Origin of the sequence: Pseudomonas sp. Pse1 (assembly GCF_024519635.1) — a bacterium.
GTDB lineage: Bacteria > Pseudomonadota > Gammaproteobacteria > Pseudomonadales > Pseudomonadaceae > Aquipseudomonas.
The window spans coordinates 217079-229456 of record NZ_JALJRO010000007.1; the positions used below are offsets into that span (position 1 = coordinate 217079).

The window sequence follows — 12378 nt, forward strand, 5'->3', positions numbered from 1 at the left end:
CAACGAGCGGCGATCAATTCGGCAGCAGGCTCAGAAACAGACGTTGATCCCGTGGCGCGGTAATCGGACTGTAGAGATCGCGGACGATCACTGTGTTGTCCGCTCCGGCCTTGGCTATCAGGTCCTTGAGCGTGATAAAACGATGCTCCGGGCGCTTCAGGTGGGCGACGCTGTAGCTCGCAGGCGTGCTGCTCGCCTGGGCATAGTGAAAGTGTGCGTACCACAGGACCTTCAGCGAGTTTTTCTCACGGATCGCAAACTCCGTCAGATAGTCTTTGGCGGCGGTGCGCTTGAGCGCCTGGACCAGGCCAATATCCACCGCCTGGTGATCACGCAGGTACTGAATGTTTTCCTCGCGCGGACGTTGTGCCTTGAAACCCTCGATGCAGTGTTGCTGGCCCTTCAGGCGGGCTTGCGCGGCACCACTGCGTAGGGTTTCGAGGGCGCCGGCCAGTTGCGGATGCTCGGCATGGGTGCGCTCAAGCTCGCCGGCCAGGGTTTCGATCCGTTCGGCCTGGTAGCCCAGCATGTCGTTCCAGTCACGCGGGTTGAGCTGATCGCGGCGTAGCGGATCGGCGAGCTTCTTCCTTTGAAAGTCGATTGAACGCTCAATGGCCGGGACCTCGTCGATCAGTCGCTGCCCCTCTGCCCGCAGGACGGCGAAAGCACGCGGCGGGGGTGTCAGGGTCGGTTTTACCGGTGCGGCGTCGACAATCTCGACCCATCCCTCACCGGGGTGCTCCATGAATCGGCCGCCCACCTGCAGGGTCACCGGATGGCGGCTGACCATCGTCGCAAACGGCATACCGGCCTGCGCCGGCTCTAGCTCACCCACCAGTGCGCCTTTGTCCCGTGACTTGAACACGCGCTTGGTGTTCGACGGGACTTTCAGCGTTTTAAGTGCCGCCGATGAAGGCGGCAGAAATTCATCTTCGCGCAACAGGTCGGCTAGTTCGGCCTCGGCACTGCTGCGGGCGGTCTCCAGGCGGGTCATCAGCAGGTCCATGAAGGGCTGCCGGATCAGCGGTGACCCGAGCTCCTGCAACGAACGATTGAATGTCAGGCGTTCTTCATAGTGTTTGATCACGTTGCTCAGGACGTCCTTGCGCTCCTGTGGGGTGAAGCCATCGGTGATCATCAGGTCGAGGTGGGAGTTTTCAAACGCCACCATGTCGTCACGACGCGCCTCGTAGGCCTTGATGAAGTACTGTTCCTGGGGCGTGCTGGCATCGCTGAAGAAGTCAACGCTCAGGGTGTTGAGGACATCCAGTGACTCAAGGACCGCCGCATCGCGGTTGTAGTAGCGGGTGCGCGGATTGTCCTTGAGAAACTTCAGGCGGATGGCCGGCCCGGTCTTGAAGTTCTGCGCCAGCTCCGTCAGCACCTCGTCGAAGGCGATCATCGCCTGGGTGTAGCGCTCGGAGGCGGCAAAATTGTTCTCCAGCATGTCGTACATGCGCTGCGAGCCTTCAATGTCATTGATTTTGTGCTGCCTCTCGATCAGCGGTTCGCCTTGCTCGGAAATGAAGCTGGCCAAATAGAGGTCGGTCAGGCGATGGATACGCAAGACGTGGGCCCCCAAAATCTTATGGTACTCGTCGGTCGCGCTGCCCTCGAAGTCGAACCTCGCGTCGACCTCTTTGAGCTGGCGGAAAGCCTCGATCAGCTCACGCCGGGCCTGGATCAGTTGGTCAATGACGATCTCTTCGCGTTCCTGCAGCACCTGGAAATCCAGGCGGCTGCGGGATCGCGCAAGCACCTTGAACCGCTGCGTATCCATCAGTTGCTGGTCGTCGGGTGATGCTCGCAGACGCGCCCGGGCGACTCCCAGCTCGTTGTGATTTTTTTCGTAGGCGGTTTTGGCAACGCTCAGTAGATGGTCCAGATCCCTGGCCTGGCTGATCAGCTGTGACGCCTTCTCGCCGATTCGACCGACTTCGTCGCGCACCTGTTGGCGCTTCTTCTCGATCTCCGCCAGCTTGTTCTGCAGGCGATTCTTGGGGCCGCCCCCTCGCAACTTCAACCCGCGATCCAGTGTCCAGTGGCCCTGACCGTCAGTCTGCAGCTTGAACCCGGGGTGCCCAGGCTTGTGCGGGTGAATGAGGTACACCTCGCCTAGGTCGAGATCGACAGTGACCTTGAACAACAGGCCCGCCACCGACCCGTACCATTGATGGTCGATACGGTAAAGGCCCCTGACTATCCCAATGTCGACAGGCTCGGGAGCCGGCACGGGCCAGTCGACGTGCAACTCAAGCAAGGCATTGAGCAAGCGTCGGCTGGACGAATCCCTGGCGCTGGAGTGAATGAAATCGATCTGGGTGCTGTCGCCCGCCGGCGGCGATGCGGGCAGGCCGGTGGCACCTTGTTCGATAACGGCGCTTGCCACAAATGTCTCTTCGGGGGCGCGACGCAAGGCTGCGAGATGCAGCGCCGGGTCTGGCGACTCGTGCACCGGCAGAGGCGGATGTCCACGGGAAGACAGCTGCATCAGCAGCAGGCCAACGTTGAGCAGCAGGTCGACCCAGGCCAGTTCCCTGGCGGTCGGATCATCACTGTGCAGCGCCGGTATATCCTGATTGAGGCTGACGGCCAGTTGCAGCATCCAGCCGGCGAGCATTGCCGGACCACTGAGCACCGGCAGGAGGATGGTGTTGAACAGCAGCCAGCCGCCCTCGCGCACAATCGCCCAGCGGCTCTCGGCGTTGGACACCGACTCTCTGTCTGCCAGGTCGACCAGCGCTCGGGCGTTGCAGGTGTAGAGGTACTGGGTCAGGTTGACGCTGGCCAGGGCCTGGGCGCTTGTATCCTGAGCCAACTGTGCCGGCTGCGGCTTTTCCCAACGGACGCTGTCGTCCCCCGACAGAAATTGCAGGATATGCGGGCTGTTGAAACCGTCATGGCTGTAGATCGGCCGGGCCTTGTCCGGCAGCCAACTCAACACGCTGTCTTGCAGGGCACCGGTATGGGCAATGGCCTCGAACAGGGCTTCACGGCTGGCGAACTGTAGAAGGGCGTCCCGGTACACCGGGCGGTAGAGAATGTGCGGGCCAACCGCAATGTCTCGCGGTTCAATGATGAACATATTCTCGACCACGTCCGCGCTCGCGCCGGGCTGGCGGATAAAGGCCAGCGGACGGATCACAATGTCCTGGCCGTCGACCACGCGCTCGGGTGCCTGGCTGTGCAGAACCGCCCTGACGCAGCGGTATCCGTGGAAGCTCAGGCCGTGTTCGCCACGTATGGCATGTTCAAGTGCCTGCAGCGGCAGTTGGACCTTGAGCATCTGGCCAAAGAGGCTGGCGCGGCGGGCAGATTCACCGGCGTCGTCGAGCAATAGGGCCTTTAGCTGCTGCGGGTAGCGTTGACCAATGTTCACCCGGCTGATCAGCCCCTCGGTGCTGCTGAACAGGCCCGGTACACCGAGGATGTAGTCGGCGTTCAGCCAGGCAGGAACGGCTTTGCCGCTGCTGTCGCTGACGGTCATGTTGCGTGAGGGCATGGCGCTGAGGTTGCGGATCGCCAATTCGCTCAACGGCATCGGCACGTGGGTGACGAAACCACTGCCGAAATCACCGGCCGCGACATGGAAGTTGAGTAGCAGATCCTGCGGCTCGTTTTGCACATCTGGATGATCGAGGCGTAACTGCGTGCGCAAGGCTTCAAGGGTGAAGGCTTGCAGGTTGTCGATGCCGTCGAGGAATGACTTGCCTGCGGTCAGTCGCTGCAGGCGAGCTTGCTCCACCAGTAACTGGCGGTACTCGTCGCGCTGGGTATCGGTTCCATCCTTGAGCCATTGCGGCAGGGCAGCGTGGATTTTTTCCATGGCGGGCGCGACTGGCACAGGCGCATCGCGAAAAAATCGACTGGGATCGGTGCAGGCGGCGATGCGTCGCTCCAGGGCGGCCACCCCTTGATCAGCGGGGAAACGCAGAGCATCCAGACTTTGCAACTGACGCTCCAGCAGCAAGGCGGCCTGGGTATCGAAGATATTGCCGTCAGGCTCGGAGCGCTCGATCACCAGGGTCTCGGCTTGGAATTGGCGCTCCACTTCGCTCCCCCAGGCCTGATTAAAGGCGTGCATGTCCGGGTATGACTCCAGGCGCCCGCAACTCCGGTACAAAAACACCCGTTCGGCCTGGACGATCAGTAGATCGGGGCTAAGCAACGAGTGGCTTTGGCCATGGCTGAGCAAGCGGGTTTCCAGGCACCAGGCATGCACAAAACCGCCGGGGCAGGGGATGGCTTTACGCTCGCGGCGGTCTGGGTGGCGGGCCAATTGGTAGAGCGCGTCCCGGGCCGTTGTCTGCGTCACGGGCAGCAGGCTGGCAGCGCTGCTCAGGCCGCTGGCCAGCAAGTCGCCGAGCCATTTCCAGTGGCTGTCGCCGTGTTCGTCGAGCTGGTTCCAGTAGTCACTCAGGGCGTTCTGCAGGTGTGTGCCGAGGGTATCCGCCAGGGCCAGGATCTGTTCCTGGATGACCGCCATGTCCGGACGCCCGGGGCCCTGCGAGCCAGTAAAGTACAAGCGCGAGGGCAACTGGTTGCTGAGGAAGTGCGTACGACCGTCGATTTCCTGAGTGAGGTCGAGGCGAGTGCCGTGGGCGAGAAAGTCCAGGGCGACGTCGATCAGCAGGATGAAATCCCAGCCCCCGGTGCGGTTCGGGACGGCCAGGCGGGTAACCTGCGGATCCAGCGGCAGGGTCGGGTATTGCTCGAGAATACTGGCGGCCAGCACGTGCCCGACGATCTGGCGCAGGGTCGGTCGGCCGGCAAATCGCAGGGCGACCGCCTGGGCGGGGGCGTCGCTCAAGGATATGGGTAGAAGGGTGGTTTGGTCTGGCATGGCGGATTCCTTTCTGCAGCGAAAATAAGGGACTTCGCTGCCAGAATGGAGGGCGCGGCAAGCGTCTGTGCGCTAGCGCGCTACCGCTCGGATCAGCCGCAAACGTGCCTGCTCAAGCCTGACTTGGCGCTGGGCGCAATGGGGTATCATGCTGGCTTTTCCACCCAAAGATTAATTGCCATGACTGCTGTGACCGACACCTTGCTCAACGCCCTGGAAAACTGCGACATGCTGGAAATCGACGGCCTGCACGCCTTCGATTTCTACCTCGACGAGGACGATAACCTGCACATCGAGTGCATGGACGGCCGCGCCAACAAGCGTTGGCAGTTCAGCCTGGCCCAGGTAGAGGCAGCAGTGTTCGATAGCACACTGCACAGCTGGACCCTCTGCAGCGATGCCGGCGAGCATCGCCTGGTGTGCCTGAGCGCGCTCAGTGGTAGCAACCAAGAGGACGACGAGCATGCGGATGCCTAAGGTCTGGCCGCTATTGGTGGTCGCAGGCATCGGGGCAATGGGTGGGCCAGCAGTCGCGGCTCAGCCCCATCAATTGCTGATCGGCAGCTACACCCAAGGCACCAGCCAGGGGATTTATCACCTCAGCTTCGACAGCCAGACCGGCCTGCTCGATGCCAAGCCGCTGCAGGTGATCAAGAGCGCCAACCCGTCGTGGCTGACGCTCTCGGCCGACCAGCGCCGTCTGTTCGCGGTCAACGAGAACGGTCCAGGACAACGTGATGTGGTCGGACGGGTCAGCAGCTTCGCCGTCGATCCCAAGTCTCGGCAATTGAGCCCGATCAATCAGGTGCAAAGCCTCGGCAATGAGCCGACGCATTCGAGCCTGAGCGCCGATGGGCGTTACCTGTTTGTCAGCAATTATTCGGTGGCTGAGGATCCGGGCGGCAGCCTGGCGGTATTGCCAGTGGATGCCGGCGGCCGGTTGTCGCCGCCGGTGCAGTTGAGCAGCCACCCGGCGAGTCGGATCAACCCCGAGCGGCAACGGTCAGCGCATGTGCATTCGACCGTGTCGTCGCCGGATGGTCAGTACGTGTTTTCCAACGACCTGGGGGCCGATCGGGTATTCGTCTATCGCTATGAGCCCAAGGCCCACCCCGAGCATCCGCTGATCGCCGCGACGCCGGCCTCGGTGCAATTGCCGCCCGGCAGTGGGCCGCGCCATCTGCTGTTCGGTGCCGACGGCAAGCACGCCTACCTGAGCATGGAAATGAGTGCGCAAGTGGCAGTGTTCGACTACCAGGCGGGGCAACTGACCCAACGCCAACTGGTGGACCTGGCGGCAGGGCAACCGGCAGCCAACAAAGCCGCTGCCGCATTGCACGCATCGCGCGATGGCAAGTTTCTCTACGTCAGCAACCGTGGCGCCGCCAACGAACTGCTGGTGTTTGCCATCGATCCGGTCAGTGGCGAGCTGAAAGAGCTGCAACGGCGTTCGGTGGAGGGCGATCACCCGCGCGAATTCAGTCTCGATCCGAGCGAAAAATTCATGCTGGTGGCCAACCAGAAGAGCAATCAGATCGTGGTCATCGAGCGTGACCGGCAGACGGGCTTGCTGGGCAAGACCGTGCAGAAACTGCCGTTCGATGCCCCCAGCGACATCAAGTTCTTCTCTGCTGAATAAGGCTGCAGGCCCCGGTTGACGGGGCCTGCGTGCTTGTATTAATCAGAGTGATAACGGCTACTGCTACAAAAGATTTCAAGCGCTCCAAGCATCGGGCGTAAGTTTGCTTCACGGCCTACACAGGCAAACAAGCCAACTGCACACGAGGGTTACCGCCATGAATTTCAATCTCTTCTCCGTGATCGCCGCTTCCGCCATTTCCGCCAGCGTGGTGTTGCCGGCGGGCGCCAGTGTCGAAATCAGCTCGAAAAAATCCGCGACCCATAGCTACACCCAGAAGTACCTGCAGCAGAGTGCCAATTTCTATGCGGCGCTGGATCATAAGGTTCAGCATTGATTGCACATTTCGGATGTGTTGCTGATGGCCCATTCGCTAGCTGGCTAGCGAATGGGCGCTCCTACAAGAGCTGCTACTGCTGCTTGATCATCACCGCCACAAACAGCCCTGATTGCAACAAACCCTCCAACCACGCCTGCAAATGCCGATACGGCGTCTGCGCGAACCAGTCGCGGTCGACGTGGGCGAATTGACGGATGAAGGGCAGCAGGGCCATGTCGGCCAGGCTGGGGTGTGCGGCCAGGAGAAAAGCCTGGCGTTGCAGCAACCCGTCGAGCTTGCGCAGAAACGCCTCGCCTTCACTGCGATAGTGTTCCATCGGCTGTTCGGGATAGCGCTCGGCGTATTTGTAGCGATTGAGTTGCAGCTTGAACGACTGGTCGTTTTCCTCAATCAGCGCCGCCATCAACGGTTGTGCATCGGCGTCGTCCTTGAGCATCCAGTCCTGCGGGTCGTGCTGTTGCAGGGCCCAGCGCATGATGTCCAGGCTCTCGTCCAACACCCGGCCGTCCGCGCTCAGCACCGGCACCGTGCCCTTGGGTGACAGTGCGAGCATGGCGGCGGGCTTGGCCTTGAGGCTGACTTCGACGATCTGCAGCGGCACTTCGCTGTAACGCAGGGCGAGGCGGGCGCGCATCGCGTAGGGACAGCGGCGGAACGAATACAGGGTATTCATTTGACCTCCAGGGTGCTCAGGCCATTGCCCTGGCGGTGGACCTGGATTTGCACCGGGATCCGTTCATGCATTTCCTGGACGTGGGAGATCACCCCGACCTTGCGCCCCTGCGCCTGCAACCCGTCGAGGGCGTCCATGGCCAGTTGCAGGGATTCCGGATCGAGGCTGCCGAAGCCTTCGTCGATAAACAGTGATTCGATTTTCAGCGTGCTCGAGGCCATCGACGCCAGCCCCAACGCCAGGGCCAGGGACACCAGGAAGGTCTCGCCGCCGGACAACGAGTGCACCGAACGCAGCTCATCGCCCATTTCGGTGTCCAGCACCAGTAAGCCGAGCATGCTGCCGCCGCGCTTGAGCCGGTAGCGTCGTACCAGTTGGCGCAACTGGACGTTGGCGTGGTGCACCAGCAGGTCAAGGTTGTAGGCCTGGGCGATCTTGCGGAAGGTGTCGCCGGTGGCCGAGCCGATCAGCGCGTTGAGCCGTGCCCAGCGCTGCCACTCGTTGTAAGCCTCATCGATGCGCTGAGCCAGGGCTTGATTGGCGTCCTGGCGACGCTGGTCCTCGGCTTGTTGCGCACGCAGTTCGGCGCAGTGTTGTTCGCGCTGGGCGTTGTCGTGCTGGACCGCGACCAGGGCGCCGGCCAGTTGCTCGGCGTCGAATGGCTCGCTGTGCAGCGCCTGGTGGTCGTGCAGGCGCTTCTCGCGTTCCTGCAGCAAGACCCTGGCCTGTTCGATGGCCGACTCGCTCGATTTGAGTTGCTGGCGCAACTGGCTGACTTGCTCATCGCTGTAACCCAACAACCGCTCCAGACCGCCGTCATCCAGTTGCGGATGCAAGGCGCGCCAGTCGGCGATGCGCTTGCCCAGATCACTGCGCTCCGCCTCTAGCGTCTGCTGACGCTCCTGCTCAGCCTTGAGTTCGGCAGCCACCTGAATCAACTGACTGGCAACGTCCTGCAAGTGCTGCTCAGCCTGGCTTTGCGCCTGGCGTGCCTGTTCCACCGACTGTTCCAGATGCTCTTGCCATTGTTCGGCACTGGCGTGTTCGCCCAGCAGCTCGCCCAGAGTGTCGCGGGCGGCTTGCTGTTGCTCGGCGAGTTGGCCGTGCTGTTGCAGTGCCGCCTGCAATTGCGCGCTGCGATGCAGTTGCCGTTCCTGTTCTTTCTCCAGGTGCTGTTGGCGCTGTTGCTGCTCTTCAAGTTCCTCGCGTTGCCGGCTCAGTTGCTCCAGGCGCTGGCTAACCTGTTGGTCGAGCTGCATGAAGGTCGCGGCCGGCTCACTACGCAAACCGTCCATGACCTCAGCCGGCAGCAAGTTGGCAAAGCCTGTGAGCTCTTCCTCCAGGCGTTTGCGGTCGTTGCTTAATTCATGTTGCTGCAGGGTCAACTGTTGGCTGGCTTGCTGGCTGGCCTTTTCGGCCGCCTGCAGCGCCTGAGTCAAGCGTGCAGCCTCGTGTTGCACGGCGAGCAGGACGCTTTGGCGTTGTTCGTCCTGGCCGATGCGTTGCTGCAATTGCGCGGTCTGCTGGGCCAGCCAGGGTTCGCGACGAGCGTCGTCCTGATCGAACAGCTGGATGGCCAGTGGATGGGCTTCGAGCTCCGGGCTGAGGCTCTGCTGCTGGAGCGCGAGTTGCTCCTGTTGCTGCAGCAGTTCTTTTTGCTGGGCGATCAGGCCGCCGACTTCGGCGCGCAACTCACCGAGTTTTTCCTTGAGTTGATCGACGGCCAACTGCGCGCTGGCCTGTTCGTTCTGGTCATGCCGGCCGAGGCTTTGCAGCAGGGCTCCAGGCTGATGATAGGGATGCTCGGCACTGCCGCACACCGGGCAAGGCTGGTCGTCCTGCAACTGTGCGCGCAGTTCCTCGACACTGGCGCTGCGAGCCAGGCGCTGGCGCTCAAGCAGTTCTCGGGTGACCTGCAGGGCCTGCTCGGCGAGGGTCAATTCGGCCTTGGCCTGTACCCCGTCAGCGGTCAGGCGTTCGCGTTCGCCGTGCACGCTGTTCAGGCGTTCTTGCAGCGCCTGGCCGCGGCTGTGCAGTTGCTGCTGACTGGCCCACAGACGGGACAGCTCTTCGATCGCCCGCAGCTGTTTGCGATTGTCCTGCAGCAGGCTGCCGAGGATCTGCACCTGCTCGGCGACCGCCGCCGGCTCGACATCGGCCTCGCTGTAGAGCACCGCCAGTTGTTGGCGTTGCTGGTCCAGGTGACTGGCGCTGTCGCTGGCGCGCTGCTGCAGCGCAAGTAGCTCGGTCTCGCCCTGCTTCAGGCGATTGCCCACCAGCATCAGTTGCTGCAGGCGCTCGCGGTGCAGGCGCCAGGCGTCGCAGACCGGCGCCAGGTGCAGGCTGTGCTCCAGCTGGCTGGCGATGCTCGCCAGTTGCTCGGCGGCGCGCTGTTGCTGTTCGAGCATCTGCGCAATCGCCTGCTGGCCGCCGAGGCTGGCCTGTTCGGCGCTGAGCTTGTGCTCGTTCGCGGCAGTGATGGCCTCGACCAGCCGCTGCAGATTGGCTTGTTCGGCAAATGCCTGGCGCAGGCGCGGGGCATTGCTGCTGTGTTGTTGCTGAGCCTGGAGCAGCGCGGCTTTGGCGCTGGTCAGGCCCACTTCGAGCTCGGCCTGACGGGCCTGATGCGTGCTCTGTTGGCTGCTGTGTTGCTGGATCTGTGCAGCCAACGGGGTTAGCTGGGCGTCGAGTTCAACCTGCCGGGAAAACTGGTGACGCTGCGGCGCCAATTGCTCCAGACGCTGCAGGTTCAGACGGTTGTCGGCCAGGGCATCGGCGTCCCGTTGTGCTTGCTGCAGTTGGTCGACGGCGGGCTGGTGCAAGGCCTGGATCTGCTGCAATTCGTTTAACCAGCTGTGTTGCAGTTCAAGCTGCTTGAGTTGTGCCTGACCGTGCTGCAGTTGCTTCTGCGCGTCTGCCAGTCGTTGATTCAGTTCGGCGCGGGCCTCGGCGGCCAGCGGGGTGATGCCGCTGGCCTGGTCCTGCAGCAGCTTGTGGGCTTCGCGGGTCTCCTTGCTCTTGTCGAAGGCGCGCTTGCCCAGCCGTGTGTAGAGCGCGGTGTCGGTGAGTTTTTCCAGCAACTCGCTGCGATCGTTGTCGTCAGCTTTGAGGAAGGCGCTGAACTCGCTCTGGGCGAGCATCACCGCGCGGGTGAACTGCTCGAAGTTAAGCCCCAGCACGGCTTCGAGCTGGCTCTTGTACTCGCCTTTCTGGCTGGCCAGCAGTTGATCGGTGTCCAGGTCGCGCAGGCTCTGGCGGCTCGCTTGCAGCTTGCCGGTGGCTTTCTCCCGGGCGCGGTTGGCTTCCCAGCGGGCGCGATAGCGGCGGCCGTCGATGCCGAGGAAATCGACTTCGGCGAAGCCCTCGCCGGTGCCGCGGCGCAGCAGGGTGCGCGGATCGCCGCTGGCGATTTCGCCATCGGCGTCCGGGACCTTGGCGTCACGTCCGGTACTGTTCAGCCGTGGCACGGCGCCAAACAGCGCCAGGCACAGGGCATCGAGCAGGGTGCTTTTGCCGGCGCCGGTGGGGCCGGTAATGGCGAACAGGCCGGAGCTGGCCAGCGGTTCGCGGGTGAAGTCGATTTCGAACGGCCCGGCCAGTGAGGCGAGGTTTTTCAGGCGAATGGCAAGGATTTTCACGGCTGTTCGCTCTCCTGTTGCACGTCCTGCAGCAGTTGGGCGAAGTCCTGCAGGGTCTGCTCGTCAACGGTGCTGCCGTAGCTGTCCTGCCAGGCGCGACTGAACAGTTCCTGGGGCGTGAGCTGGTCCAATTCAATCAATTGACTGTTGTCGTCATGGCCGTCGCGGCTGCCGCTGCCGGCGTATTCAACGGCAATCCGCACCAGGCGCACCGCCTTGCCTTGCAGGGCGACTTCAAGCTGTTGGCGTAGGTCTGGTTGTGGCTCGTCGAGGCGCACTCGCACCTCCAGCCAGGGTTGGCGCTGAACCTCGGCCAGCAGGTCGATGTCTGGCAGTTCCGCAAGCTGTCCGAGGATTTCACTGAGCGGCGCCGGGCCGATGCGCTGCAGATTGACCGCCCGCGGGATCAGCCGAGGTTCGACGCTGACCAGGGTTTCGCCGTCGAGGCGCACGTCGAGGATCTGGTGCTGATAGCCGATTTCGGAAAACGACAGCGGAATCGGTGAGCCGCAATAACGAATGCGCTCCTCGCTGTTGACCCTCTGCGGCTTGTGCAGGTGACCGAGGGCAACGTAGCTGATGCTCGGGCCAAACAGACTGGCCGGCAGGGCCTCAGCGTTACCGATGATCAGGCTGCGTTCGGAATCCTCGGACACCGAGCCGCCGGCCATGTGCGCGTGACTGATGGCGATCAGCGCCTGGCCCGGCAGGCGTTTGGCGTTGGCCGCTTCGATCAGCCATTCGTGGACCTGACCGATGCCACGCAAGTAGTTGTCACCAAGATGGGCGCCGGTGACTTCCGCCGGGCGCAGGAAGGGCAGGGCCAGGCACCAGGCGGCAATCGCCCCCGAGGCGTCCGGCAGTGGGATCAGCAGGCGCTCGGCGTCCAGTTGGCCGTCATCGAGCCACAGCACGCGGCCCAGAGCATGGGCGCGCAGGCGGCGCATCAGTGGCGCGGGCAACTCGATCCGCGAGCCGGAATCGTGGTTGCCGGCGATCATCACGATGGTCAGCAACGGCTGCTGTTCGTGGGCGCTGACGATGAAGTCATAGAGCCGCTCCTGGGCTTTGACCGGCGGGTTGACCGTGTCGAAGATATCGCCGGCGATCAGCAACACGTCGGGCTGTTCCTGCCCCAGTTGACGCAGCAGCCAGTCGAGGAAACAGCCGTGTTCAAAGTCGCGTTCCTGGCCGTGGAGGTTTTGCCCCAGGTGCCAGTCGGAAGTGTGAAACAGACGCAAGGCG

At 62.8% G+C, this 12378-nt stretch carries 7 protein-coding genes; 3 read left to right on the forward strand and 4 right to left on the reverse strand.

All coding sequences use genetic code 11. The features are described 5' to 3' along the window. Positions 1-13: 13 nt before the first annotated feature. Positions 14-4843 (reverse strand): DUF6543 domain-containing protein, encoded by a 4830-nt coding sequence (locus NR126_RS13245; protein WP_256830396.1) that lies wholly within the window; start codon positions 4841-4843, stop codon positions 14-16. 180 nt (positions 4844-5023) lie between these two features. Here NR126_RS13245 and NR126_RS13250 point away from each other — a divergent pair, with 180 nt between their 5' ends. The 3 genes from NR126_RS13250 to NR126_RS13260 all read left to right on the forward strand — a co-directional run bounded on the left by NR126_RS13250 (position 5024) and on the right by NR126_RS13260 (position 6819). Continuing rightward, positions 5024-5320: a DUF5629 family protein gene (locus NR126_RS13250; protein ID WP_105755390.1), complete on the forward strand. Its 297-nt coding sequence runs from the start codon at positions 5024-5026 to the stop codon at positions 5318-5320. Beyond that, positions 5313-6482, forward strand: a complete 1170-nt coding sequence (locus NR126_RS13255; RefSeq protein ID WP_256830397.1) for a lactonase family protein — start codon at positions 5313-5315, stop codon at positions 6480-6482. Before NR126_RS13250 ends, NR126_RS13255 begins: the two co-directional genes overlap by 8 nt. A 157-nt stretch (positions 6483-6639) precedes the next feature. After that, positions 6640-6819 (forward strand): hypothetical protein, encoded by a 180-nt coding sequence (locus NR126_RS13260; RefSeq protein WP_027616540.1) that lies wholly within the window; start codon positions 6640-6642, stop codon positions 6817-6819. 73 nt (positions 6820-6892) lie between these two features. On the opposite strand, the gene NR126_RS13265 is transcribed toward NR126_RS13260, so the two are convergent. Genes NR126_RS13265 through NR126_RS13275 form a run of 3 tightly spaced genes read right to left on the reverse strand, consistent with a single transcriptional unit; the run spans position 6893 to position 12374 of the window. Beyond that, positions 6893-7495: a glutathione S-transferase gene (locus NR126_RS13265; protein WP_256830399.1), complete on the reverse strand. Its 603-nt coding sequence runs from the start codon at positions 7493-7495 to the stop codon at positions 6893-6895. Further along, complete coding sequence (locus NR126_RS13270; RefSeq protein ID WP_256830400.1) at positions 7492-11133, reverse strand: AAA family ATPase; 3642 nt, start codon at positions 11131-11133, stop codon at positions 7492-7494. Before NR126_RS13270 ends, NR126_RS13265 begins: the two co-directional genes overlap by 4 nt. Then, the gene (locus NR126_RS13275; protein WP_027616543.1) at positions 11130-12374 is read right to left on the reverse strand and encodes an exonuclease SbcCD subunit D C-terminal domain-containing protein; all 1245 of its coding nucleotides are present in this window, start codon (positions 12372-12374) and stop codon (positions 11130-11132) included. Before NR126_RS13275 ends, NR126_RS13270 begins: the two co-directional genes overlap by 4 nt. Positions 12375-12378: the final 4 nt, after the last annotated feature.

What these genes read in the sequence shown, in the direction of transcription:
- NR126_RS13265 (WP_256830399.1), bottom strand. Translation starts at nt 7,495, where the DNA reads ATGAATACCCTGTATTCGTTCCGCCGCTGTCCCTACGCGATGCGCGCC.
- NR126_RS13260 (WP_027616540.1), top strand. Translation starts at nt 6,640, where the DNA reads ATGAATTTCAATCTCTTCTCCGTGATCGCCGCTTCCGCCATTTCCGCC.
- NR126_RS13250 (WP_105755390.1), top strand. Translation starts at nt 5,024, where the DNA reads ATGACTGCTGTGACCGACACCTTGCTCAACGCCCTGGAAAACTGCGAC.
- NR126_RS13245 (WP_256830396.1), bottom strand. Translation starts at nt 4,843, where the DNA reads ATGCCAGACCAAACCACCCTTCTACCCATATCCTTGAGCGACGCCCCC.
- NR126_RS13255 (WP_256830397.1), top strand. Translation starts at nt 5,313, where the DNA reads ATGCCTAAGGTCTGGCCGCTATTGGTGGTCGCAGGCATCGGGGCAATG.